This is a genomic window from Thalassotalea litorea (genome assembly GCF_043642205.1).
GTDB lineage: Bacteria > Pseudomonadota > Gammaproteobacteria > Enterobacterales > Alteromonadaceae > Thalassotalea_A > Thalassotalea_A litorea.
In genome coordinates this window covers 1-25,142 of record NZ_JBHZSG010000048.1, presented here as the reverse complement: position 1 = coordinate 25,142, position 25,142 = coordinate 1, and the positions used below count along the sequence as shown (strand labels likewise).

General features: G+C 43.9%; 20 protein-coding genes. 13 read left to right on the top strand and 7 right to left on the bottom strand.

Translation table 11 applies throughout. From position 1 onward, the window contains the following. Nucleotides 1–297: 297 nt before the first annotated feature. Nucleotides 298–471 carry a recombination-associated protein RdgC gene (gene rdgC, locus ACHUFQ_RS15140; protein ID WP_394176688.1) on the top strand — a complete coding sequence of 58 codons (174 nt, stop codon included), beginning with the start codon at nt 298–300 and terminating at the stop codon, nt 469–471. Nucleotides 472–531: 60 nt separating this feature from the next. After that, entirely contained in the window at nt 532–1,596 is a 1,065-nt protein-coding gene (locus ACHUFQ_RS15135) for an alpha/beta hydrolase family protein (protein WP_394176685.1), read from the top strand. 43 nt (nt 1,597–1,639) lie between these two features. Here ACHUFQ_RS15135 and ACHUFQ_RS15130 read toward each other — a convergent pair whose 3' ends face one another. Beyond that, nucleotides 1,640–1,987: a phage holin family protein gene (locus ACHUFQ_RS15130; RefSeq protein ID WP_394176684.1), complete on the bottom strand. Its 348-nt coding sequence runs from the start codon at nt 1,985–1,987 to the stop codon at nt 1,640–1,642. A gap of 60 nt (nt 1,988–2,047) precedes the next feature. Here ACHUFQ_RS15130 and rdgC (ACHUFQ_RS15125) point away from each other — a divergent pair, with 60 nt between their 5' ends. Next, nucleotides 2,048–2,971 (top strand): recombination-associated protein RdgC, encoded by a 924-nt coding sequence (gene rdgC, locus ACHUFQ_RS15125; protein ID WP_394176683.1) that lies wholly within the window; start codon nt 2,048–2,050, stop codon nt 2,969–2,971. A gap of 108 nt (nt 2,972–3,079) precedes the next feature. Here the strand turns inward: rdgC (ACHUFQ_RS15125) and ACHUFQ_RS15120 are convergent, their stop codons facing one another. The 5 genes from ACHUFQ_RS15120 to ACHUFQ_RS15100 all read right to left on the bottom strand — a co-directional run bounded on the left by ACHUFQ_RS15120 (nt 3,080) and on the right by ACHUFQ_RS15100 (nt 11,559). After that, on the bottom strand, nt 3,080–7,993 hold the full coding sequence (locus tag ACHUFQ_RS15120) for a S8 family peptidase (protein WP_394176682.1): 4,914 nt from the start codon (nt 7,991–7,993) through the stop codon (nt 3,080–3,082). Between the two features lie 313 nt (nt 7,994–8,306). Beyond that, nucleotides 8,307–9,548 carry an ATP-binding protein gene (locus ACHUFQ_RS15115; RefSeq protein WP_394176681.1) on the bottom strand — a complete coding sequence of 414 codons (1,242 nt, stop codon included), beginning with the start codon at nt 9,546–9,548 and terminating at the stop codon, nt 8,307–8,309. A gap of 6 nt (nt 9,549–9,554) precedes the next feature. Then, complete coding sequence (locus ACHUFQ_RS15110) at nt 9,555–10,256, bottom strand: response regulator transcription factor (RefSeq protein WP_394176680.1); 702 nt, start codon at nt 10,254–10,256, stop codon at nt 9,555–9,557. Next, nucleotides 10,257–10,613, bottom strand: coding sequence for a DUF3019 domain-containing protein (locus ACHUFQ_RS15105; protein WP_394176679.1), 357 nt, complete (start codon nt 10,611–10,613; stop codon nt 10,257–10,259). A gap of 40 nt (nt 10,614–10,653) precedes the next feature. Next, on the bottom strand, nt 10,654–11,559 hold the full coding sequence (locus ACHUFQ_RS15100; RefSeq protein ID WP_394176678.1) for a MipA/OmpV family protein: 906 nt from the start codon (nt 11,557–11,559) through the stop codon (nt 10,654–10,656). 218 nt (nt 11,560–11,777) lie between these two features. On the opposite strand from ACHUFQ_RS15100, the gene ACHUFQ_RS15095 reads away from it, so the two are divergent. The 4 genes from ACHUFQ_RS15095 to ACHUFQ_RS15080 all read left to right on the top strand — a co-directional run bounded on the left by ACHUFQ_RS15095 (nt 11,778) and on the right by ACHUFQ_RS15080 (nt 18,605). Further along, complete coding sequence (locus tag ACHUFQ_RS15095; protein ID WP_394176677.1) at nt 11,778–12,215, top strand: ribosome recycling factor family protein; 438 nt, start codon at nt 11,778–11,780, stop codon at nt 12,213–12,215. A gap of 555 nt (nt 12,216–12,770) precedes the next feature. Then, nucleotides 12,771–15,560: a hypothetical protein gene (locus ACHUFQ_RS15090; RefSeq protein ID WP_394176676.1), complete on the top strand. Its 2,790-nt coding sequence runs from the start codon at nt 12,771–12,773 to the stop codon at nt 15,558–15,560. Nucleotides 15,561–15,664: 104 nt separating this feature from the next. Further along, on the top strand, nt 15,665–15,877 hold the full coding sequence (locus ACHUFQ_RS15085) for a hypothetical protein (RefSeq protein WP_394176675.1): 213 nt from the start codon (nt 15,665–15,667) through the stop codon (nt 15,875–15,877). Nucleotides 15,878–15,917: 40 nt separating this feature from the next. Continuing rightward, the gene (locus tag ACHUFQ_RS15080; RefSeq protein ID WP_394176674.1) at nt 15,918–18,605 is read left to right on the top strand and encodes a TonB-dependent receptor domain-containing protein; all 2,688 of its coding nucleotides are present in this window, start codon (nt 15,918–15,920) and stop codon (nt 18,603–18,605) included. Between the two features lie 242 nt (nt 18,606–18,847). Here ACHUFQ_RS15080 and ACHUFQ_RS15075 read toward each other — a convergent pair whose 3' ends face one another. Continuing rightward, complete coding sequence (locus ACHUFQ_RS15075; RefSeq protein WP_394176673.1) at nt 18,848–19,294, bottom strand: hypothetical protein; 447 nt, start codon at nt 19,292–19,294, stop codon at nt 18,848–18,850. Nucleotides 19,295–19,610: 316 nt separating this feature from the next. On the opposite strand from ACHUFQ_RS15075, the gene ACHUFQ_RS15070 reads away from it, so the two are divergent. From ACHUFQ_RS15070 to ACHUFQ_RS15045, 6 genes are all read left to right on the top strand, one after another. Continuing rightward, complete coding sequence (locus ACHUFQ_RS15070; protein WP_394176672.1) at nt 19,611–20,396, top strand: DUF3450 domain-containing protein; 786 nt, start codon at nt 19,611–19,613, stop codon at nt 20,394–20,396. Between the two features lie 155 nt (nt 20,397–20,551). Continuing rightward, complete coding sequence (locus ACHUFQ_RS15065) at nt 20,552–21,892, top strand: MotA/TolQ/ExbB proton channel family protein (protein ID WP_394176687.1); 1,341 nt, start codon at nt 20,552–20,554, stop codon at nt 21,890–21,892. Nucleotides 21,893–21,895: 3 nt separating this feature from the next. Further along, nucleotides 21,896–22,435, top strand: a complete 540-nt coding sequence (locus ACHUFQ_RS15060; protein WP_394176671.1) for a MotA/TolQ/ExbB proton channel family protein — start codon at nt 21,896–21,898, stop codon at nt 22,433–22,435. Nucleotides 22,436–22,495: 60 nt separating this feature from the next. After that, nucleotides 22,496–22,909 (top strand): ExbD/TolR family protein, encoded by a 414-nt coding sequence (locus ACHUFQ_RS15055; RefSeq protein WP_394176670.1) that lies wholly within the window; start codon nt 22,496–22,498, stop codon nt 22,907–22,909. A 2-nt stretch (nt 22,910–22,911) separates the two neighbouring features. Next, nucleotides 22,912–23,517: an energy transducer TonB gene (locus ACHUFQ_RS15050; protein ID WP_394176686.1), complete on the top strand. Its 606-nt coding sequence runs from the start codon at nt 22,912–22,914 to the stop codon at nt 23,515–23,517. Between the two features lie 112 nt (nt 23,518–23,629). Further along, nucleotides 23,630–24,970: a tetratricopeptide repeat protein gene (locus ACHUFQ_RS15045; protein ID WP_394176669.1), complete on the top strand. Its 1,341-nt coding sequence runs from the start codon at nt 23,630–23,632 to the stop codon at nt 24,968–24,970. Nucleotides 24,971–25,142: the final 172 nt, after the last annotated feature.

Sequence of the window (25,142 nt, the reverse complement as noted above, 5' to 3'; positions counted from 1 at the left end):
TCTCTGCAATCAAAGCCTTGCCTAAAAGCCTTTAAATTCTCACTGAGTGAGCAATAATTTAATGTGATTGGTATAAAGAATTCAGAGTGGAGCTTTCTTCACTTGGTTTTATGAAATACTTTTGCAACGGTAATCTTATAAAGAAAAGCTTTGCCTGGGGATTTAAAGATACGCTAGTTCATCGTGTTGATGATTCAAAAATTGAAATTGATGTATCACTATCATCGATTCAAGTACGAAAAAATGATGAATTATTTATTGATGATTTACTGCCTGAAATGAGAAGCAAATTTAAATATTTTTGTATTTACGCGTCCATTTGCCATAAACGAAGACGAGCTTGAAAGCCAACTTCAGGAAAACCAGTTTACTCCTCGTGGTAAAACCGAAATGTCCCATTTCGTTTGGAGTAACGCACTTGGGAAGCACGGCCAATGTTTGCTACATCATGCGAACGGCTGTATTTTCTAATATATGCCTGCATACAAGTTTTACGACCATTAATGGTATTTATTTTAAAAAGGAGTTTTTATGAGTCGATTAAGCAAATTTATTTCCACCACCATCATAGGTTTTTCAACAATGCTGTTCGCGGCGATTAGCAGCGCCGCTGAACTGAGCGAGCGTCAAATTTTGCCTCCAGCTTTTGAAAAAGCATCAAATTGTTTTAGCGGTGATTTTTCAAGTCATAAGAGTTGGAAAGATATGTTAATCAATAAGAACAATAAGGGTGAAAACGCAAAAGCGAGAGTCGCTTCTGTAGAGAAAATGTTTACCGCTTATTTGAAAGAGGAGGATTTTAATCAGTACAAAAGCACATTGGATTGTCGTATTTTCTGGTACAAGGTTGGTGGTGAATATGTGCAGGGATATTACATCGCTCCTAAACCAAACACTGCTGATAACAAGGCTAAGAAGACGAAACCGCCAGTGATTGTTTACAATCGTGGTGGTAATGCCGATTTTGGTGCAATCAATTTTACCGATATGTTCTTCACCCTGTTTCCACTTGCCAATGAAGGTTTTGCCATTATTGGCTCGCAATACAGTGGTTTTGGTAACGAAAATTCAAAAAGACAGGACGAATTTGGTGGTGCTGATGTTGATGATGTGGTGACCCTGATTAATTTAATCCCCGAAATTGATGGCGTCGATAGTGAAAAAGTTGGCATGTATGGCTCGAGCCGAGGCGCAATGCAGTCATACCTGACCTTAATGCAACAAAACCGGGTTAAAGCACTGGTTGCGCAAGCTGGCGATTCTGATTTGATTTTTGGTTTACAAAAACGACCGGAGTTTGAGCGAGTATATAAAGCCAGAATTCCAAATTACGATACCGACAAAGATAATCAACTTAAAAAACGTTCTGTTTTGCTATGGGCAGAAGAGTTACCCAAACAAGTGCCAATATTATTGATTCATGGCGATCAGGATAAACGTGTGGCAATCGAGCACTCTGAAAGATTGGCAACGCGCCTGACAGAGCTTGAGCACCCCCATAAGTTTATTCGCTTTGATGGTGGCGATCATTCATTGATGGCTCACAAAGGTGAAGTAAATCTCGCCGTGGTTGAGTGGTTTACTAATCACCTTTAAGCACTTACAAGCAAGTGTATTCAAATCATTTACCTGGTTCTGATTAAGTGGAACCAGGTAAAAATATCCAACCCAATACCAGGTTAATCACGGTAATAATAAACGAAGCTACTAAGGTAGTGCCGAAGCTTTCTATTTCGAAGTCATCAAGCAGCTGATCGGTTATCCAGAGTAAAAATGCATTGAGAACAAACACAAACAATCCAAAGGTGATAATGATCAAAGGCATGGAAATGATCACTAAAAACCAATACAAAAGAATATCGGCGATAGAGTAAACAATAGCGACAACCACGGCAGTCCAGAAGCTTTTCAAATGAATGCCGGACATCATCTTCGAAACTAAAAAAATAGATATACTCAGCAGCAATATATTGGTTATGATGCCCATCTCAAATCCTTCTCAATAACGATCCCCGGTATTTCCATGTGAGGGGACAGGAATACATCCATGTGGTTTAAAAATTTATATATTTTTGCATTTACGCGTCCATTTACCATAAACGAAGACGAGCTTGAAAGCCAACTTCAGGAAAACCAGTTTACCCCTTGTGGTAAAACCGAAATGTCCCATTTCGGTTGGAGTAACGCACTTGGGAAGCACGGCCAACGTTTGTTACACCATGCGAATGGTTGCTATTTATTATCTGCCCGCAAAGAAGAAAAAATCCTTCCTGCTTCTGTGGTCAAAGAGGCCCTTGATGAAAAAGTTGAGCAACTAGAGCAAGAGCATTCTCGCAAAGCAACCAAGAAAGAAAAAGAGCAGTTTAAAGAAGATATTACCTTTGAGTTATTGCCACGTGCATTCTCAAGAATCAGCGACACTCAAGGGTATATCTGCCCTGAGAAAAACATTATCGTGATCAATACCTCTTCTCGCGGCAAAGCCGAAGATTTCCTGGCATTACTACGTAAATCACTAGGCAGCCTGCCGGTAACCTCATTTGCGCCAGAAACCGGCGCCGAAACGGTAATGACCAGCTGGTTATTAGAGCAGAACTTACCTGAGCAATTTTTAATTGGTTTTGAAGGTGAGCTAAAAGCATTAGGCGAAGATGCCGCGGTGATCCGCTGTAAGAATCAGGATTTATTGTCCGATGAAATTCTGGCGCATTTAAATACCGATAAGCAGGTAGTGAAAATTGCTTTTGATTGGGATCAAACGCTATCGTGTTTGCTTGCCGATGATTTAAGCGTAAAACGTGTTAAGTTTTTCGATGTGATTCACGAGCAAAACGCTGACATTCAAAGTGATGATATTCTTGTGAAAATCGATGCCGACTTCACCTTGATGACCGGTGAGTTGAATCGTTTTATTGACGATTTATTAGCCCAGTTTGGTTTGCGTACAGATAGCTACCTTGAAACAGAATAAGACAGGAATTTGGTCGTAGCGAATTGAGTCGCATTTGTAGCGAAATAAAAGCCCGGTTTGTATTTACAAACCGGGCTTTTTCATAATTACATCGGATTGAAGCTTATTTTAACGGATGCGTCTGCGCATTCCTGCTATTACCATCAGGGCCAGAAGTGCCATGATAGAGTTACTACCACCTGACTTCTTCTTTTCTTGCCCAGGAGGTTCAGCCGGAAATTCACAGCTACCATCATCGGTATTAGCATTTTCATCAAAGTTGATTGCTGTATCATCGGTACAACCCAGTTCGATGCCATCAGATTCAACGGTTAGCATGAATCTTGCGACCGCTGCATCACCAGCATTGACGCTATCGGACACTTTTACCATCACTTCAACGGTGCCGTTATAGCCAGTATCCGGAGTCAGAGTCACCATACTACCTGACTCATGCCCTGACACTTCTACACTGACATAGTCCGCCATCACATCAACGATATTACTTACCGGATTCTCATCCGCATAGTTAACCTTAAAGCTGGCTTGCTCGCCTTCCATGATGGTGATATCGGCAAGCTCAGCAATCTGGATATTACCAGTAACATCCAATGTTAATGACAACTGCTCATTTTCAGAACCAACCAGACCATTTTCCAGCTCTATGGTATGAGTTTGGCCGGCAGCTGCTTCTGAAACGTAAGCTTGAAAGCTGACGTTGAATTGCGATTCTTCCGGACCGGTGTAGTCCATACAAACAACCAACTCATTGCTTACTACCTGATCGAGATCATTAAAGGCAACTGAGTTACCAATATTGACATCCATCGGAATATCGCCATCAATCAGAACTCTGCCATCAGCCGCTTTAAAGCCGATAGTCCCTTGAGCATCTGCCAATTCGACATTGTCGTAAGCGAACATCATTTCATATTCACCTGGCTCGTAATTAATGTTCATTCTCAGGAACATTTCAAAATCGACCATTTGACCGTCGCTATAAGCACGCTCAACGTTATCCCATTCTAGTACTAACCAGTCTCTGGCCCATGTATAAGTGGGCGTTACGCCAGCATTCAAATGATGGTTTGGATAGCTTGAATCTACTCGCTCTGGGATCGTATTATCGCCAACCCAGAATGGTGCGATAATGTACGGTGGCGGTGGCGGATAAGCTGCTGCCCTTGGAAGCTCAACATGGTAAGGCGTTGTTCGACCTTGAGAGCCAAACGTAATCAGGCCTGCCGGGTTAATTTTCATCGAAGTAAAGTGATACTTGTTAAAGAATGGGAAAGCAATATCTTCATCCCAGTTCATTAAGTCCTTCAATGAATACTCGTACTCATTGTAATAACGACCTTGAACATTCTCCAGAGTACGCCATCCCAGGGGTCTTAAATCAAGATAACCAGGATACGGTGATTTAGCAGCTCCTAATGAACACATCTCATCGGTTATGTTGTTAGTGATTTTATAATTACGCACAACATCTCGGGTGGTTTCCTGAGTACCAGTTAATGACAGGACATTATTAGCCAATTCTGGAGGCGCAGGCGTTGCATTTGAGGCAACGATACTGTCAGGAATGATTTGGATGCTGTCTGGCAGAGTCGTTTGCAGAGTAAAATCACGGGCCTGCTGCTCGTTATTGGCAATCACACTGATATTAAAATCAACGATATCCCCGGCTTTCGCTTTAGACTGAGCGACAGTGAACGTTACATCATCATCTACCTGGGTGATGGTTACCGGAACAAAGCCAAGGTTACCTATATCGCTGGCGTTAGAACCGATATCAAAGCCACCAAAATAGTAGTCGCCGATCTCCATTTCTGGTAACTGGTAGTTTAACTCCAGCTGGTACTCTTCGTATCCAGGGATCTGCTCTGCACCAGTAATGGTAAGGTTTTGGTTATCACTATTTACTACGGCGGTAACGAATGAAATTTCTCGCCCTTGGTCTTCTTCATTCCAACTAGGACGATCGGTATTCATGATCAGTGTCCAGTAAGTACCTGGATTTGGATCGACGATGGAACAGAAATTCGCGGCGTTATAGTCGGTAGACATACATAATAATTCGTCGTGAGTTGCTAGACCATCATTATTCAAATCCTGTCCCATGAATACCAAGGCATCATTGACATTTTCACCTACGACGCGGCTGATCAACATTTTACTGCCTTCACTAACGTCTGTTAACTCCACATGGTTAACATTAACCAACGTCATGGCTTCGTTTTCGGTCAGGTTAAATGGATCTTCGAGGCTTTCGTCGTAATAAAGCTGAACGGTTTCACCCGACCCCTTGACCAGACCATAGCTATGCGTCGATAACTCGGTGATTTCTCGAGTATTAAACGGCCCGATGTTAGTGGTCGCCGAGGTACGGTGCGCATTGATCATCACATGTTCTGGTAATCCTGTGTTACCGTTGTAGGTCCATACTGGCAATTCCAATATCGGTGAGTCGTCGGCAGGGGTTAAAATCACCTGACCCTGATTACCGGTCAAATCATTAAATGTAACAGCGGCACTAGATTTCTTCGATCTTGTGGTCACTACGATGGATTGGGTTTCGCCCGCTTTAATGTCAAATGACATGGGCTCAACTTCAATATCAAAATCTCCAATCCAGGTTTGCGTTGATACTTGATAGCTGCCATCTTTGGTTGCTTTAAAGTTTCGAACGAACGAACATTCGCTAACACATTCTGTATCGACCATATAAGCCGTGTTTAGGCGCTTTTCAAAACCACCTAAATTTGGGTTTTCAGCCCTCATGTTATCCATGGATTCATCAAGTACCAGACCAGTTTTGTCAGCTTGGTCAACATTCATTCGACCAGCACCCATGTCTTGTAAGCCAGAATCCCATCCGCTTGGCGAATAACTGTCTAGAAATGAAGAATTCTTAAGATCATTGCTGGCGGTTAATAACAGCGCTGACTGGATTTCCATTGGTGACCAATCCGGATGTGACTGACGCAATATAGCTGCAGCACCCGCAACGTGTGGGCTTGCCATAGATGTACCAGACATGCTCATCCAGTCAGCAGTGCCTGGATTACTTGTAAACGGCTGATCATCTGAACCAGGTGCGTAGACATCAACCCCCGGTGCCGCGATATCAACGACTAATGTATCCAGGCCAAAGTAAGAAGGACCGCGGCTGGAAAAATATGCCATCATTTCATCTTCAACGTCTTCCTCATGTGCTTCAGTTGGTGTGATTGTACCCGTATGGCCTTTACCAGATGCCATCCAGTCAATCAATTCCATACCATCGTCATAAGTAATATGAATTGCTGGTAATGGATGTGCAACCGCAGGAATAGAGGCATTGTCCTGGTAGCTGGAACGGTTATACACAACCATGCCTTCGGCGCCACCTTCAGCAATATTGGCAGCCTTGAAATATAAAGGACTACTGCTGCGCTTACAGACTACGATGACATTTTGCTGGCTTTCATCGATATCCAGAGTTTCTGGATCGTCAGCCAAGTCAAATGTTCCTTGCGGATAAGGCTTATCGCAGTTCGCCATATTAAAGGAATATTTTTCATTCGGGTTTGGATAATCTGCTGCGTTAACTAAAAGGCCGGAAATTTCTTCAAAAGTGATCGATACACCTGACATTTGCTGGGGCGCTTCAGTATCACCACCTGACAGGCTAGTCAGAAATTTATCTTTAAATCCTGCTTTTTTACTTGGAGTATGTGCACCAACACTGGTTAACCAGGGGGAAGAGTGATCAGCCGTCATCAGTTCATCACCGCTGTTTCCTGCGGCGGCAGCAACAAAAACTCCTGCCTGTGCCGCATTGAAAAATGCTTGCTCAATGGGATCAATCCATGGATCTTCTTCTAGACCACCGATAGAAAAATTGATTACATCAACATTATCGATTACCGCCTGTTCAATCGCGGAAAGCAATGCGGTCTGAGGACATCCCGCGTAAGGGTCACCTTGTCCGCCTGGCCAACATACTTGATAAGAAATAATATTAGCGTGTGGAGCCATACCTGATGTCTGAGAGAATATCAGGTTGGTATCCATACCGGAGCCTTGCGGTGTGTTGTCTTTTAGCTTGTACGGTACATCATAGATAATGTTACCAGCTGCAGTTCCTGCAACGTGCGAACCATGACTGTGATAGTCTTCACCATTTTCCGGACGAACTTCAGCAAATACCGGATCGCTGTATGCCTGAGTGATCTCCGGATAGGAATACACACCAATGAGTTTGTCGTTACACAATTGTGGTGATTCTACACAGTCACCGAGAAAGGTATCTTCACCTAATGGGTTGGTGTGTACAAAGCCATCTCCGCCCACTTCCGCAAACGATGGATGATCGGTATTAATTCCAGTATCAATGATACCTACAACGACACCTTCACCCATGTTGTCGCCATGGACTGGGTGTTGCCAGACCTTATCGGCTCCAGTCTGGCCTATAGTTGCATTGGTTTTTAGTTCGTAGATCTTTGAACGGGTGATGTGTTTGACGCCTGGGACTTTGGCCATGCGCATGGCTTCTTCCTGAGTCATTTGCGCGGTAAAACCATTTAAAGCAACGCTGAATTCGCGCTCGGGACGAATGTTCAGTCCTTGCAGGCGGCTGGCATTTTGAAAAAACTCCTGACGTTTGGTTTCCAGGTAGCTATGATAATTAGCAATATCCGGTTGTGCGAGATTCAGTGGTTGGTTCTTGCTTTGTCGTGCTGCCAAAATATGACTCTGGGTTGCCGCGTAACCCTGTAATTCACCGCCATAAGTGGCGACAGGTTGATCTTCTAATTGCACAATGTAAATTTGAATGCCGCTGATATCAGCCTCAGCCTCAAATACTTTATGCTGTTTTTTGGTCTGCTGGTTGGCAACGCCTGGGTATTCGGCTCGCTCTAGAGGTTTTGGCGCCTGATAGTCTGCTGGTGCTTCGAACCAGGCTGACTGAGGTGCATTGGTCGCGCTGGCTCCAACGGCACTGGCGTACAGTGCAGAGGCTACTACCAGAGAAACTTTTTTTAAGTTAAACATAAACTTCCTTTAACTCTTAAGTGAATGAGTTACAGATTCTGATAGTCATTTAGATTTTATAGAACCTGCGGTTTTTAACCGTGTTAGATTCCTGTGGTTAGCGGATTTGGTCAATGAATTGACAAACTAAAGTACAGTTTGATACAGGTTGATACAGTTTGCGGTTTAACTGTTAAGTTGTATGAATTCAAAAGGTTGTGGCAGGAAGAGTGTTACAGATTAACTTCCTAATATGGTGCAACGTGACTTATACAGCCTGTAGAGGAAATAGCGTATTGTCATCTGGCATTCGTTGCAAAGGTTATTGCAGTTGTTACGCCTCATGTATTTTGTTCTTGGGGTGAGGAATACGCACTTTAAAGCGGGCGCCACCTAGGATAGGACAAGTTTCAATCTGCAATTCACCATGTTGCCAGTGGCATAATTGCTTGATAATGGCCAGTCCTAAACCCACACCTTGATATATTTCTTCATTTCCCTTTTCGTCCTGATTAAACGCTTTAAGCAGATAGCTCTTTTTATGTTCGGCAAATCCCGGCCCGTCATCACTGACAGACAGTTCCCAGTGCATTGATGTCTGTTCTATGGATACGATGATATGTTGGCGGGCGAATCGAACCGCATTGCCAAGCAGGTTTTGCAGGATTCGTTGAAAACTTCGTTGATCGACAGAGATATTCTGCTGGTGATTGTTCAAATTAATGACGAGCTCACTATATACAGAAAATTTACCGATGCATGGCATAATGAGATCCTTGGCGGTATATATCCTGTGCACAAATTGAGGCTTGCATTGTTGCAACTCAGCATAAGTTAGAAACTCTTCAACCAGTATTTCCAGCTCAACGAGATCCTGCATTAAGTCAATATTTTGTAAACTCTGACACTGCTTGTCGTCATGAACCTCAAGCGCAAATTTTGCTCTTGAGATAGGTGTTAGAAAATCGTGTGAAACAGCATTTATCAGTTCTCTCTGGGTCGTTACCCGACGACTTAGTTGCTGGCTCATTTGATTGAATGTATCACCTATGTCTTTAATCATTGAAAATCTTGAGAATTGTATATGTTTTCCTAATGCCCCCCGGCTTATGTCGTACGTAGCAAGTTGTAGACGATTTATATCTCGAAACAATGGCCAGCATCCCAGAAAAACCGCAACGGCAATGCTAAGATAGAAAATGAATTTTATGAATGAGGCATTATTATTACCTGCACTACTAAATGGACCAAAGATAAGGACATCGTCTGCCGCGCTGGCGCTCAATTTATAAAAGTACCATTGCTGTTGATTGTCCTCGACCGTCAATGTCTGGCCAGTTTGCAGTTGCTGAAAAAGTTCTTCGGACAAATGTATACTACTTAACGGCACTTTAGTTAAAAGGTTTTTTGCTCCTGTTTGCTCTGTTTGTTCTGTGTCATTGAGGTAGTTTGCGATTAACTGTTTTTCCAGATTAGAAAGTTGCCCGGACTGGCTGTTATAAGACTCCAGAAACCAGGCACTGGTTCCAAGACATAAGGCGCAAGTGAAATAAAGCGAGAGGTACAGGCGGAACATACGCTATTACCAGGCATTGGGCATAAAAATATAGCCTTTTCCCCAAACGGTTTTTATTTTTTCCGGCCCGTTTGAATCATCGCCCAGTTTTTTTCGAAGGCGGCTGACTCTGCCGTCAATGGTACGATTCAAGCCATCATATTTTCGACCTATGGATTCATCGAATAATTGATCCCGACTAATCATTTCCCCTGGTTTACTGGCAAGCTGCACTAAAATAGAAAACTCAGCATTGGTCAGTTGTAGTGATTGATCATCGATAAATGCCTGCATTTGCGATCTATTGATATACAGGGAGCCAAACTTCATCGATGGGTAGCGGGCCTGTAGTGTAGGTGTTGCCTGCTTTCGGCGTAAACATCGGTTGGTTCTCGCTAACAGAATGGATGGACTTACCGGTTTTGTCAGGTAATCTTCGGCGCCTAGATCTAAACCTGCTATGTGGTCGATTTGACTCTGTCTCGCGGTCATAAAAATAACTGGAGTCGAGGTGTTTTTTTTGATTTCTCGAAACACTTCAAATCCATCGATATCTGTCAGCCCGATATCGAGAAGAATCAGGTCAAAGGATTGCGTTTGAGCGGCAAATATCGCCGGATATCCTTGTTCATAGTGGGTGACGATAAAACCATGACTTTGCAGATAACGACTGACTAGGTTGGCTAGCTTGCAATCATCTTCTATATACAATATTGAATATTGATTCACTTAAAATATACTCCAGGATATACGACGTCTGGGTTTTCGTTCGTTCACATGTAATATTAAAATTCGTTGAGTAGCCAAAAGTCTGGATTGTTCCCTGTCGGTAATGTCGATGCGGATATCTTCATGACTCAAGAGCTCCAGAGAGTATTTCTCCATACTGGCTGGCAAATCACAATATGTTCGTACCGGGTGCCCATAAACTTTGATACAAACCTGAAAAATGTCGTTGAAATGCCAGGACAGATTTGTTGTTAGGCGGCATTGATTATCTTCACTCAGACAAAGGTTTGGAGATATCTCAAAAAACTGTTTCGGCGGTTGGGCGTTTACCGATTTTGAGCTGAGGAGCAGCAACATGAACATACTAAAAGTGAATTGGTTACTGCGTCTGCCCATCTTAAAAACTCCAGGCAAATCCCGTAAAGAATGAAAATAAATGCTGCTGTTGCAGCAATGGACTAGCGTTCAACATTGAGTCAAGGCGCTGGATGCGGGCTTCAGCGATAAAGTCCCAGTGGCTGCTAATGTCGTAGCGGTAACTTATTTTTATGCTGGTATTAAGGGCTGAGTTTGGCCGGAAACGACTAAAGCCGGCGATCCAGTCGGCTAATCTGGTACCATAGTAATACTGCAATAATTCTTCACTTTGATATTGCCACTCTAGGCTGGTTAACCATAAGTGCGACTGTCCACGCCATGCCTTGGCAATACTGAAAAATGCTTCATCGCCATGGTGATAATTAGTTACTTCTCGGTACCAGGCAGCGCTGATGCGCCAGTCATTCCAGTCATGATTGACTTCCATACCAGCGAGCACCGATATCTTTCTGTCATCGATTCGCTCTATCTCGCCGCGCATCAAGGCGGGGGCCGTTTTGTTGCCTTGCTGGTTTGGGCCTCCATCACTCATTAAAGGGCGCTGAAGAAATGCCGCACCAGCGGAAGCTGATAGCAAATCATCGATAAAGTACAGGCCGTCTTCATTGACCCTAGTTAAAAAGGAAAAGGTAGTAGAGTCATTTTGCCAAGGAGTATAGATCAACTGACTGTTGTTGAGAGCAAAATCACCCCAGTAGAATTCGATTTTCGGGATCAGGACTAAGGGAATGTCATTACCTTGGTGTATAGGATTGTCTATTTTTCCATAGCCTGTAGCCATACCCAGATGCCAGCCTGACTGCGTCTGATAAATATCCTCATAGCTTTGTTTGGCTTGCGCTTTAGGTACCGAAAAAATAAACAGAGTTAAAACGCAAGAATTGCTCAGTATAATTTTTATTCTGGCGCAAATTATTGACCACATTTATTATTCGTAACAACTAACTTCTACTTGCCTTATATTTATGGTTATATCAGGATTGAGTCAATGATTGTTGTGTACCATTTTGTATCAATGTCAGGCGAAAGCCTTTTATAAGGATTAGAGGCAGGAGGGGGGTGCATCACTGTAATATTTGTCTGAGTTGTCTCTTTATTGTTACCTCAATCCATTGATATACTGACCATTGTTATGCCAATGTTATGTACTGGACAATAGTATTGCTTGGTATCCGTTTCATAGAAGGGCGTTTTGGAGGCAGGTTGGTTTCGGTAGTTATTCATATATTGCTTCCTTCATTTTTACGTCGTGTAATGCGGGCCTACGAAATTAAAGCCATCATTCGTGAAAGTGGTGCTGAGCTTAGCCGCATCGGCCGCTCACGTAACTGGCGACTTTCTGCAAACCGAGAACAATTGACCAACCTGATACACGAACTTGAACAAACAGACGAACCGAGCTGGCGTTGGGTTTTGACCAAAATAAAGGAAAGTCGAGGGCAACTCACCGAAAAAGAATTAGTGAATCTGGTTGCGAGAAATCCAGGGATAAGCGTCAAAGAATTAGTGATTTTAGCAAACTGTACGATTGCTGAGGCTCGTTCAGCAATCGATACGTATGAGTGGCAGGACGAAGACTAGCCTTATTCTCTCCTTTTATTTAACAATCAATGTTAAATCGTACAAAGTCAGTCAAAGCGATTAATACCCATAATGTTATTCTTGCGATACGAGTGAGTACCCGTTTTCATACCAGACGCTTTTGAAAGTGAACGACGTATAGAGCATGAATTTTGTTAAACGCCCATTTTTGAACCTTTGACTACCGTACTTAGCGAACATGCCTACCAGATCCTTTTTTACAGCAGCTTAACCTGAGGTTAATTTTCCACAAAGCCATTTAAATCTAATAAAATCATATGCTTGATTTTTGTTGGTAGGCGATGCCTATAAATAACGCAAATGACATTTTGATGAAATATAATTTGCAAGTTTGTTACGCTGCGCTTTGTGTAACTGGTTGTTTTTTCTCATTATACTGTTGCGGGTTTTATCTTTTCGGGTAAGCCGAAGTTATCTCTGTAACACCTATGTCATATTTTCTACATCAAATCACCACATTACTAAAACAAAACTGTCATTTTTGCTCAGTACTATGGCTGGGAATTTAATTTATATTCTCTGCGGAGCAGCAAAATGCAAAACAAAATAACACAATTATTTAAGTTCAGTTTTATTGCAGCTAGCCTATCGTTGGCTGGCTGTGGTGGCGACATTAACCTTGAATCTAATGTCGATAATTCCGTTGGTGATACCATCATTAACAATGGCGGCAACGGTGACGGCGGTAGCGAGAATGTTGAATTACCTGGTGTTGGTTCATCGACATTAACGGCTGACGTGACGTCAGCACTAGGGTTTGATGTTCAGGTGCAAATTCTCCGTGAAGCCATCTTAGAAGATACCACCTTAGTAGGGTTTGCAAATGGCAAGCCTGTATTTTATGCCATCAGTGAAGACCTTCAGGTTGGTACTGGTGCTGCAAACGTTGAAAATAAAGTCGAGCTTACTATTGAGCCTGGTGCGGTTCTTTTCGGTCAGTCAGGTAATGATTACCTGCTTGTTCACCGTGACGGTAAAATTAACGCACAAGGTACTGCCAGCCAGCCTATCATTTTCACCTCACTGCAAGATGTAAAAGGTGAAGAGACTACCGCTGGTCAATGGGGCGGTATTGTCATTTTGGGTAATGCGCCTTCAAATAAGTGTCCAACCGATGGTAGTGACTGTGCGCTTCAGGTAGAAGGTGTTGCAGAAGGCGGCGTATTTGGTGGTGAAAACTGGGAAGATGATTCCGGTATTTTGAAATACGTTGTGGTTAAGTATGCGGGTTATGAAATTGCTCCAGATAACGAATTAAACGGTATCACGTTTGCTGGTGTCGGTTCTGAAACAGAAGTTGACTATATTCAGGTTCACGCGAATGCTGATGACGGTGTGGAATTCTTCGGTGGTGCAGTAAACGTAAAACACTTAGTGTTGACCGGGAACAAAGACGATTCTATCGATTGGGATAACGGTTATCGCGGTATGATGCAACACGTTTATGTTGCACATGCAGCTAACTCCGGTGAAGCAAACCGCGCTATCGAAGCCGACAATGATGGTTCGACACCAGATAAAGAGCCACAGTCTAATCCGGCAATTGCCAATATGACCATTATTGGTAACAACTTTGATACTGCTGATAAAGACTCCGAAGGTATCTACCTTCGTGAAGGTACGGCAGCACGTATTTATAACACCGTAGTGACTGGTCCATCTGAAATGGGTGAATGTCTTGAGTTTGAAGGTGGCGATGTTTCTTCCGTTACCGTAGATAACGCCAACTCTGGCAAAATCATCATGCAAAACTCAGTGATGGCATGTGCGAATGGCGAAAACTTTAAAGATTCAAAAGCCGCTGATGGTTCCGTGTTACTTGACCTTGAAAGCTGGTTCCTGGCAGAGACATCTAACAGTGTTTCTACCTCAATCCTGGTAAGCTCAGATGGTACCCCAGATTCGAATTCACCATTATTAGGTGCGGGTCAGGATGTGTCCAATACTGAAGGCGCATTCTTTGATACGACCGATTATATCGGTGCCTTTGATGGTTCAGATGACTGGCGTGAAGGCTGGGCATTTGGTTTTGGTGGTGGTGAAGTGACTGCAGCCGCTGAAATTGAAGGTTGTCCTGAAGGCACCTCGGCAATCTCACCGGTAAATGGCATGACCACGTGTCAAATCTCCGGTCGCATTACTGCTGATTTAACCCTGACTAGCAACAATATGTATGCCCTAAGCGGCGCTGTATTCGTTGGTGGCGATAACCAAGATTCGGCAAAACTTAAAATCGAAGCCGGTACGACTATCTTCGGTCGCTCAGGGAATGATTACTTAGTGGTTAGCCGTGGCTCTCAAATTGAAGCTGAGGGCACATCTTCGGCTCCGGTAGTGTTCACCTCAAGTGAAGATGTAACCGGCGGTGTTACCGGTTCTGGTCAGTGGGGCGGTATTGTTCTACTTGGTAATGCACCATCGAACAAGTGTCCTACAGATGGCAGTGCTTGTGCGCTTCAGGTTGAAGGTGTACAGGAAGGTGCCGTGTTCGGCGGTACAGCAGAAGACGATAACTCGGGTATTTTACGATACGTTGTTGTTAAGCACGCGGGGTATGAAATTGCTCCGGATAATGAGCTAAACGGTATCACGTTTGGTGGCGTTGGTAATCGCACTAAGGTTGAGTACATCCAGGTTCATGAAAATGCCGATGATGGTATCGAATTCTTCGGTGGTACTGTCAACGCTAAGTATGTTGTTCTGACATCTAACAAAGATGACAGTGTTGACTGGGATAATGGTTTTAGAGGCAACCTTCAATATGTTCTTGTTAAGCACGATGCCAACAATGGTGAAGCAAACCGTGCGATAGAAGCTGACAACGACGGTTCAACGCCTGGTAAGCAGCCTCAATCTAATCCAACCATTGCCAACATGACCATTATCGGTAACGACTTCGACACCGCCGATAAAGATTCAGAAGGTATTTATTTACGAGAAGGTACTCGTGCACAACTACACAACTTTGTTGTAACCGGTAGTGCGGGTATGGGTGAGTGTTTTGAGCTGGAAGCAGGTTTAACCGTAGATCAGGCATTGACCGGTGACACGGTAATTACCAACTCAGTATTTGCCTGTAGCGAAAACTTTAAAGGTACTGAAGAATCTGACGGCACAGCCTTTGACTTAAGCGCCTGGGTATTTGGTCAAATGGATAATTCTACTGAAGGGTCAAGCTCTGATGTACTAGACGGTATCTTCACCATTGATATGACCATGCCAAAAAGCTTTGCTGGCGATGCATTCTTTGACGATGCCGACCACATCGGCGCAGTAAGCGCTGACAATGACTGGACTGCAGGATGGACTGTGGGCTTGGAATAAGCCAACAGGGGCTCCTGAATATTCGAGGTTAACTTTTGTTTATTTGCGAAGAGTGTTTCAGTCGGTTCATGCGCTTCAAAGAACCATGGTCAGAGACAATGCAAATGAATTCTTCGAACAGCGTTTGTTTTAATCCTGAACTTCGTTTTATCTCATCGACGTACGTATGGTACGCCGAAGAGATAAAGCCTTGCTCAGATTCCAAACAATTCACTGCAAAAGCCAACCCTGAAAACTCAACAGCCCCTAAGCTGGAGCAATTGGAGTGTTGTGAGGCAACTCGCAACACCTTTGCTTCTCAAGACCCTGACAGCTAAATCAAAGACATTCTTTGATGCCATTCTCAAGAGGTTGAAAATGAAAACACAATTAAAAATATTTCAATTATCCCTTCTGACAAAAGCGATCGGTACCTCGGTAATGGCGGCAACGTTCGCCACCGTGCCAAGTGTTGCGCTGGCTCAGGATGAAGCCGAGCAGGAAGCGATAGAAGAAGTTGTCGTTAAAGCCAGTCGCTTAAAAGGGACTGCGAGCGCTGTAATCGAAGAGCGCAAAAATCAGGCTTTCGTTGCCGATATCTTAGGTGCTGAGCAGATTGCCCGTACTGGTGATAGCGATGCAGCCGCAGCCCTTCGCAGGGTCACCGGTTTGACATTGGTTGACGGCAAATTCATTTACGTTCGTGGTTTGGGTGAGCGCTACTCCAGTACTACCTTGAACGGAGCAGCGGTTCCTAGCCCGGACCCAACACGTACGGTGATACCACTGGATTTATTCCCAGCGGCCATCATCGAATCCTTGTCGGTACAAAAATCATATTCGGCGTCAATGCCAGCTCACTTTGGTGGCGGTGCCGTTGATATTCGTTTAAAAACCATTCCTTCGGATTTTACCCTGCAAATCGGCGCGAATATTGGTGGAAACACCGATAACTTCGATAACGGTTTCACCTATAACGGTGGTGATGATGATTGGTATGGCGAAGATGACGGCACTCGCGCGGCCCCAGGGCGTTTGCAACAATTGTGGCGCACCTATGAAGGTTTAGACAGCGTTACTCAAATGCAAAACCGAGAAATTGCGGCTCAGTTTAATCGCGATTACGACCCATATATGGATAGCGTAAACCCGGATGTTGGATTAGATTTCGCACTAGGCGATCGCTTCGATTTTGACGATGTATTTGATCAGGATTTGCGGGTGGGTTTTCTAACTTCTTTGTCTTATGACAATGAATGGCAGGTAACTGAGCAATATGAAGGTCAGGACTTTACCCAACGACAGGATGGTAGTTGGTCTCTGGTTAGGGGGTTTGATGATGTCGATGCTACTGAGCACAGTGTGCGCTTTTCCGGGATGTTCAACTTAGGTTTCGAATATGCCCGTGACCATCGTATTGATTACAGTGCCATTATGCTTCGTGACACCCGTGATGAAGTTAAAGTAAAGCTGGGTAACACCAATAACGTATTGTTGAGTGATGGATTGCGAGTTCGCGATAACCAGACCATTTATGAGGAGCGTCAGTTCCTTGCTAATCAGTTCCGCGGTCAACACAATTTCCCGGCACTTATGTACCTTGGTTTTGACTGGAAATATTCAAATGCTCGTTCAAACCGTTACGCGCCGGGCAATGTCACGACTCGCTTTATTCTTGCTGACGAAAACCAGGATGGTATTTTCGATTTAGAAAATGAAAGTTCATTGCGCAAAGCTACCACAGCATCTCGTTATACCTTTCAGGACCTTAACGACCGCGTAGAAAACTACGGCTTTAACGTTTCACTACCACTGACATTAGATCGCAGTGAAATTGAATTGAAAGCTGGTGGTGATTTTATCGAAAAATCCCGTGATGCATTTGCCCGTCGTATTGACTGGAATACCCTGGCATTTGCGAACTATGAACTGTCGGGTTTTAAGGTAAATGATATTCTGACCGATGATGCGATTTTAAATCAGCCGTTGAATGGTAATGAGGGTATTATTCGCGATACCTCGGTTGCCGGTGATGATTATCTTTCGGCACAAATGGTCGATGCCTATTACGGTGAAATTGACTGGTTTTATGATAATACCTGGCGCGTTAGCGCGGGTGTTCGCTGGGAAGATTTCCGTCAGGTCGTTGCTCCATTGGATCCTGCTACCGGTCAATTTGATATTCCGTCTGAGCCAACGGTGGATGATTTAGCCGAACTGGCGTTTAAAGAGGACGATATTTATCCGGCGATTGCGTTAACGTATATCCTTGATGATCAGATGCAGTTTCGAGCATCATACGGTGAAAGTGCGGTGCGTCCGGATATTCGTGAAGTCGCTCCTGCGACTTACATTGATCCACTGACTGAGTTTCCGGTTGGTGGTACGCCAAGCGTTGTGTCGACACAAATCAAAAACTACGATTTGCGTTGGGAATGGTATCTGGATACCGGTGAAAATCTGTCAGTTGGTTTGTTCTACAAAGATATGGTGAAGCCTATCGAAGCCGTGCAATCGCCAGCTCAGGATGGTCCACCGCTGATCCGTATTGCCAATGCTGAAGACGGTGAGGTTTACGGTATCGAGGCAGAGTTCTTGAAAGATTTCACTTTCCTAGGTGGTTTCGGTGAGGACATCTTCCTGTCTGGTAATGTTACTCTTTCTGATTCAGAGATCAATATTGATACCCAAAATGTTGTTGAGCAAACCGGTGTGTCGACCACTATCACCAATCCGACTCGTCGCATGACAGGTCACAGTGAATATGTGGTTAACCTGAATCTTAGTTGGGACGCACCGAATGGTAATCATAGTGCAACCTTAGCTTACAATGTCTTCGGTGACCGTATCATCATTCCGGGGATTGATGGCCGTGATGACGCCTACGAGCAACCGTTTCATTCTGTGGATTTTGTTTACACTTACTATCCAACGTATTCATCAACGTTGAAGTTTAAGGTAAACAACTTATTGGATGAGAAAAAACAGATTGAGTTTGAAGACACGTTACTACGTTCTTCAACCTACGGTATCGGTTTTGATATCGCCTTTAAGTGGGATTTTTAAACCAATCTCTAAACCAATTTAGTAAAACCAAAAAGGAGCGGGTATCGCTCCTTTTTCAATTCGCTTTCTATCAACCTACAAGAACTAAGGTTCTCGTTGTCACCTTATAAAAATTCAAATTTTTATTGTCAGCCTGCAAAAACTTCCGTTTTTGTTGTCACCTTATAAAAATTCAAATTTTTATTGTCAGCTTACAAAAACTTCCGTTTTTGTTGTCACCTTCTGAGAGCTTTAGCTCGAAGCTACGGCGTCGTTACCGGACGAAAACGATTGATACAGGTCAGCTGACACACCTTAGCCGCATCCTGAACCCGTTGACTACAGCCTTTTTGCTCGGCTTGATCATTAAGTCCACAGGCTTCATAGCCGGCATACGCATTCTTCGCACAGGAATACACGCACTGGCTATATTCATCACTGACATTGTTTTGCCAAAACTCAGGCGCGAGAAAAAAACGGGCTTCCGGGGTTAAGAAAATACTCGGTTGCTGGCCTTCGAGGCCGGCGGTCATGGTAGCGATAAGCTTGGTGTGGGTATCGCGGACAAGGATGTTATTGATTTCCTGAGCTTGCTCAAGCTGCTGCACACGGTTTTCCAATGCTTGGATTTCATCGGAATTACTGCTACAGCCACTGAGCATCATTAGCGCTACAGTCGCTGAGAACAGCAATGAAAAATAAGGTCTCATAGACAACTCCTTATCAACAATTCTCATTGAAGAATAGACTAACTCTGTTAGATATGCGAAACCGCGGGATTGCCAACCGCGATCGCGTTACGAAAAGTTTATGACAAAAAAACTAACCGATTCATTACATTGCAATAAAACTTTCATCTTCATTAAAGTGCAATATCGCTGCAACTAAATTGTCACAAACGATCTTTAAAATTTCCTTCACGTTGTTAAATCGCCTGTTCCAGTTAAAAGGCGTGATTAATCAATCATTTTATTCATCTTTTTACCAAACGGCTTTTGATTAAGCTTATTAAATAATAGGTATGTTATGAAACCATCCAATAAGGCGTTAGCTGCAATATTAATAAGCAGTAGTGTACTTTCATTTGGCAGTTATGCACTTGTAAATGAACCCACTTCAGACAAACAACTTAATCAGGTTGTTAGTCAATCTCAACAAATCAATGTGTCGGCAGAGAAATCGCAGCTACGCATTGATAAGTACAATGAGCAAATCCAGAGTAAACTCCAGCGATTTAAATCGCTAAGCAAAGAAGTTGATGGTTTAAAAGTCTATAACCAACAGATGCAACGTCAATTGGATAATCAATTGCAGGAGCTTGCTCAAATTCAGGATTCCATGCAGCAAGTAAGCATTATAGAGCGTCAGATTTCTCCATTGATGACTCGCATGATCACCACATTAGAACAGTTTATCGCCTTAGATGTGCCGTTTTTAGAAGAAGAACGCAGCAATCGCATCGAGGATCTTAAGTCGATGCTGGATCGCGCCGATGTTTCGGTTTCTGAAAAGTTTCGTCGGGTTCTGGAAGCCTATCAGGTAGAAACGGATTATGGTCGTACGATTGAAGCTTATACCGGTTTATTACAAGTTAATGGTCGCGAGCGCGACGTGGATTTTCTGCGCATTGGTCGCGTCAGTCTGATTTATCAAACCCGTGATGGTGCCAATTTAGGTATCTGGGATCAGGATTCTCACCAATGGCAGGAACTGCCAACCAGCATGCGCTCTGATATCAACAAAGGTTTGCGTATTGCGCGCAAACAACTAGCACCAGACTTAATCGTCGTGCCTGTCAATTCAGCTAAATAACAGGGTTGGAAATGTATATGAAATTCTTAAACCCGGTTAATCAGAATAAAAAAATGGATAACACCATGAACATGTTATTTACCAAAGCACTCTCTTTGAGCGTAGCAGCAATAAAACTGCCTACTATGAAAGTACGTTCTATGAAAATTTTCGGCATGGGCCTTTGTGCCGTGTTTATTACAACGTTTGCGCAAGCGCAACCGCAGCAAGCCACATCTCTTGATGAGTTATTAAGCCAGTTGCAACAGGGAAAAATCGCTCAGAGCAAGCAAAATCAGCAACGCGAGGCGCAATTCCTGGCCAAGCGTAATGAGCAGGAGGCCATGCTTAAACAGGTTAATACTGAACGTAATCAGCAGGTTAATCTAAGCACTAATTTAGAGCTTCAGTATCAGGATAATGAAGTTAAATTGGCCAATCAGGCCGATGCACTAAACAAGCGTATGGGGGAATTGAAGGAATTGTTTGGTGTGCTCCAGCAAGTGGCTGGGGATACCAAAAGTAAATTTCAAAACTCGGTGATTTCGGCGCAAATACCTGGCCGGGAAGTCTTTCTTGATGAACTGGCGCAATCCATGGGCTCAACCTCCAAGCTTGCGTCCATTGAAGATATCGAAACGCTTTGGTTCGAATTGCAACGGGAAATGACCGAGAGCGCTAAAGTAACCCGATTCGAACGTCAGGTTGTCAAAGCCGACGGTGAAAGCGTAAATAGCGAAGTTGTCCGTGTGGGTAGTTTCAACCTGGTAAGTAATGGTAAGTACCTGGAATATATTAGCGCTACCGGAAGTGTTGCAGAGCTTCAGAGGCAACCTTCATCACGCTATTTAAGTTCTGCAACCGTGTTATCCAATTCCGAGCACGGGCAGGTCGCATTTGCACTGGATCCAACGGGTGGTTCGATTCTGTCGTTATTAGTACAGGCTCCAAATAATCAAGAACGTATCGAGCAAGGTGGCGAAGTGGGTTACATCATTCTGGCAATCGGCGCGATTGGCTTATTGATAGCTCTTGAGCGCTTTGCTTCTCTGTTTCTGGTAGGCCGTAAGGTAAATCGTCAGCTGAAAAGCGAGCAAGCGACCGATGACAACCCATTGGGACGAGTGATGTTGGTGAAAGAACAGAACCCAAGTGCAGATGTCGACACGTTAGAGCTAAAACTTTCAGAGTCGATTTTACGAGAACTCCCTAAGCTTTCCAGCAAATTAACCATGATTAAGATCATCTCGGTTGTGGCACCGCTTATCGGCTTATTAGGTACGGTTATTGGAATGATTAACACCTTCCAGGCCATTACCTTATTTGGTACCGGTGACCCGAAATTAATGGCGGGCGGTATTTCTCAGGCACTCGTCACTACGGTACTAGGACTGGTTGTCGCCATCCCTATGGTATTCCTGTTCACCATGTTAAATACCCGCAGTCGCAATATTATCAGCATCTTACAGCAGCAAAGTGCCGGCATTATTGCAGAGCGCTCGGAAAAAGGAGCCTAAGCCATGCTCTTTTTCATCGAAATGATGAATGATATTCGCGCGTTTATGGATACAGGAGGCCAGGTTCTCCTGGTCATCGCCGCCGTTGTCTGCTTGATGTGGTTGCTGATATTCGAACGTTTGATTTACCTTTTTTTCCGCTATCGTGCGGTTAAAAAATCAATCTTACAAAGCTGGCAACAACGCGGTGTGGCGACAACAAAACAGCAAAGTTGGAATAGCGAACAGATTCGTTTAGCGATGATTTCCCGAGGCAGTGTTGGTTTAAACCAGAACCTGCCGTTAATTCATTCATTAGTTGTTCTGTGCCCATTGTTGGGACTATTAGGCACGGTAACCGGCATGATTGAAGTTTTTGATGTAATGGCGATTTCTGGTAGCGGTAATGCCCGTTCGATGGCCTCTGGTGTGTCAAAAGCCACAATCCCAACGATGGCCGGTATGGTTGGCTCATTATCTGGCGTATTTGCCTCGAGCTTTTTGCAACGATTCGCGAAACGCGAAACTCAAATTTTAGAAGACGCAATGCCGACGGCTCACTAGTCAAGACGCAGGCATTACTTCGACAAAAAGGCCTATTGGCCAAAAAAATAGGAATTTGTTATGCGATCACAATTAACTAACGTTCTTCAGGAGCAGGAAGAGAACGAAGAAATAAATATGACACCAATGTTGGATGTTGTATTTATCCTGCTGATATTTTTTATCGTAACCGCGTCTTTCGTGAAAGAGGCCGGTATCGAAGTTAATCGTCCTCAAGCGGCAACCGCCGTGAAAAAAGAACGTGCCAATATTCTCGTTGCTATCAGCGACAAGGGTGAAGTGTGGTTCAACAAGCGTCGCGTCGATATTCGTGCGGTACAGGCAAATATTGAACGACTTAAAGCAGAAAATCCACAAGGTACTGTGGTGATTCAGGCAGACAAAAAAGCCACCACCGAAGTCCTGATCAAGGTAATGGATTCAGCCAGGGCTGCTGGCGTTTATGATGTTTCAATAGCCGCACAAGAGGCCTGATGATGAGATACTTACTAGCCCTTGGGCTGGCCGTTTTCGTCACTTTTGGATTGTTTTGGGGCATGCAGACGCTGATCAATTCAGGTAATGACGCGATGTCAGAACCACCAAAAGGGCGAGTGTTGGATTTTATCCGCCTTAAGCAGGAAGAAACGGTTGAAACCAAAAAGCGTAAGCCGGTGAAACCGAAAAAACCTCAGCAGCCACCGCCACAGAATATGACGCCTAATGTCGCAAAATCGAATCCCAATGATATGGCAACGAGCAATAACTTTAGCGCCGATATCCAGACGGATGTCGCCTTAGACGGTGGACTAGGTTTAGATACCAGTGATGGCGAATACTTGCCAATTGTTAAGGTGGCACCCATTTATCCACGTCGGGCGCAGTCTCGCGGTATTGAAGGCTACGTAATCGTTGAATTTACGGTAACCACCAATGGCTCGGTGAGAGACCCTATGGTGGTCGAAGCTCAGCCTCAGGGGATTTTTGACCGAGCGGCAATGGACGCCGCCCTGAAATTTAAATACAAGCCGCGCGTTGTTAATGGTAAACCAGAAGAAGTGGCTGGTGTACAGAATAAGATTAGCTTTGAAATTGACGGTTGATCTAATACCAATTCCGTAAAATTCTCACTGAGTGGGAAAACACATAGTGGTATTGGTGTTAATTGGCCTGTCTTTACACAGGCCTTAATCTTTTCGCTCTTAGGAGACAAGAATGAAATTTTCTAAATCCGTATTGTTTGCATTGGGTACAGGTTTGATGTTTAGTGCCAGCGATTTTTCGCTGTTTTCAATTGAATCATCGAATGGGTCGTCCGCAATCAGCATTTTCAGCCAAGTGCAGGCAGCTGAGGATAACACTCGAAAAACTAAACGAGTTCCAGCGATGCGCGAACGCGTATATAGCCAGCTTGCCCGGGCTCAGAAAATTGCTGATGGCGGAGATACCCAAGCAGGTATCGAAGTGCTGGATGCGGTTAAAGATCGATTATCAAGCCTGAACAGTTACGAAAAAGCCATGCTGTTTAATTTTTATGGGTTTTTGTATTACGGCATCGAAGATGTCGATAATGCCATTACCAGCTTTGAAAAGGTTGTCGCTGACAAAGAAGGGGTGACCGATGCCCTGTATATGTCGACCTTGTATTCACTGGCGCAATTGCACATGCAAAAGCAGGATTACATTCGTGCCGAGCAAGCTCTGAAAAACTGGCAAACTGAAAAGAATGGCGAGCTGAACGCCAGTGAACACGTACTATTCGCTCAGGTATTCTACCAACAGAAGAACTATCAAAAAGCACTGAATTCGATTGATAATGCCATTGCTATCAGTGAACAAAGCGGTGAAGCTTTGCGTGAAAACTGGTTGATTCTAAAACGCGCTGCTCACTATGAACTTAAGCAGCCGCAGCAAGTCACCAGAGTGATGGAACAGATGGTCCGCTTGTACAATAAACCCCAATACTGGTTGCAGTTATCTGGTATGTACGGCGAAATTGGTGAAGAAGACAAACAACTGGCGGTAATGGAAGCTGCCTGGCAAGCCGGTTATATCAGCAAGGAAGAAGATATTATGACCCTGGCGCAGTTGTATGTTTACCACCAACTACCATACAAAGCTGCACTGCTAATGCAATCAGCAATGGATGATGGTCGCTTGGCTGTTGATCTTAAACGCTTACAATTATTGTCACAAAGCTACATGTTGGCAAAAGAAGATGATAAAGCCATACCCGTGCTGGTTCAGGCCAGTGAAATTAGTGAAACTGGTGAGTTTGATGCTCAGCTTGCTCAGGCTTATTTGAATCTGGAGCAATGGCAAAAAGCCATTGAATCCGCAGAGCAAGCCTTAAATCGCGGTGGTGTTGAAAACATTGGCGATATGCATCTAGCCATGGGGATGGGGCATTTTAATTTGAAACGTTTTGAACAATCTTTACTGGCATTTGCTCAGGCTGAAGATGTTCCAGAAGTGAGAAATACTGCTCAGCAATGGAGCAAGTACGTAGAAAAAGAAAAAGGATACTACGTGCAGTTAGCTCAGGTGCAAAACTAGTCACCGACAGCGATTCAACCAGGACAAAAACTATAGATAAATTTCAAGGGGAAAATTTGTTAAAATATCAACAACTTTGCCCCCTTGATACGCTAATACCAATCCCACTAAGTTTGTGCACAACTCAGAGTTAGGGCCGAGGTTCAGTTGCAACATAGATTTTATTGATATA

Bases quoted from the DNA above. Each gene is read 5' to 3' on its own strand.
- ACHUFQ_RS15135 (WP_394176685.1), top strand. From the start codon at position 532: ATGAGTCGATTAAGCAAATTTATTTCCACCACCATCATAGGTTTTTCA.
- ACHUFQ_RS15130 (WP_394176684.1), bottom strand. From the start codon at position 1,987: ATGGGCATCATAACCAATATATTGCTGCTGAGTATATCTATTTTTTTA.
- rdgC (WP_394176683.1), top strand. From the start codon at position 2,048: ATGTGGTTTAAAAATTTATATATTTTTGCATTTACGCGTCCATTTACC.
- ACHUFQ_RS15120 (WP_394176682.1), bottom strand. From the start codon at position 7,993: ATGTTTAACTTAAAAAAAGTTTCTCTGGTAGTAGCCTCTGCACTGTAC.
- ACHUFQ_RS15115 (WP_394176681.1), bottom strand. From the start codon at position 9,548: ATGTTCCGCCTGTACCTCTCGCTTTATTTCACTTGCGCCTTATGTCTT.
- ACHUFQ_RS15105 (WP_394176679.1), bottom strand. From the start codon at position 10,613: ATGTTGCTGCTCCTCAGCTCAAAATCGGTAAACGCCCAACCGCCGAAA.
- ACHUFQ_RS15100 (WP_394176678.1), bottom strand. From the start codon at position 11,559: ATGTGGTCAATAATTTGCGCCAGAATAAAAATTATACTGAGCAATTCT.
- ACHUFQ_RS15095 (WP_394176677.1), top strand. From the start codon at position 11,778: ATGTACTGGACAATAGTATTGCTTGGTATCCGTTTCATAGAAGGGCGT.
- ACHUFQ_RS15090 (WP_394176676.1), top strand. From the start codon at position 12,771: ATGCAAAACAAAATAACACAATTATTTAAGTTCAGTTTTATTGCAGCT.
- ACHUFQ_RS15085 (WP_394176675.1), top strand. From the start codon at position 15,665: ATGAATTCTTCGAACAGCGTTTGTTTTAATCCTGAACTTCGTTTTATC.
- ACHUFQ_RS15080 (WP_394176674.1), top strand. From the start codon at position 15,918: ATGAAAACACAATTAAAAATATTTCAATTATCCCTTCTGACAAAAGCG.
- ACHUFQ_RS15075 (WP_394176673.1), bottom strand. From the start codon at position 19,294: ATGAGACCTTATTTTTCATTGCTGTTCTCAGCGACTGTAGCGCTAATG.
- ACHUFQ_RS15070 (WP_394176672.1), top strand. From the start codon at position 19,611: ATGAAACCATCCAATAAGGCGTTAGCTGCAATATTAATAAGCAGTAGT.
- ACHUFQ_RS15065 (WP_394176687.1), top strand. From the start codon at position 20,552: ATGGGCCTTTGTGCCGTGTTTATTACAACGTTTGCGCAAGCGCAACCG.
- ACHUFQ_RS15060 (WP_394176671.1), top strand. From the start codon at position 21,896: ATGCTCTTTTTCATCGAAATGATGAATGATATTCGCGCGTTTATGGAT.
- ACHUFQ_RS15055 (WP_394176670.1), top strand. From the start codon at position 22,496: ATGCGATCACAATTAACTAACGTTCTTCAGGAGCAGGAAGAGAACGAA.
- ACHUFQ_RS15050 (WP_394176686.1), top strand. From the start codon at position 22,912: ATGAGATACTTACTAGCCCTTGGGCTGGCCGTTTTCGTCACTTTTGGA.
- ACHUFQ_RS15045 (WP_394176669.1), top strand. From the start codon at position 23,630: ATGAAATTTTCTAAATCCGTATTGTTTGCATTGGGTACAGGTTTGATG.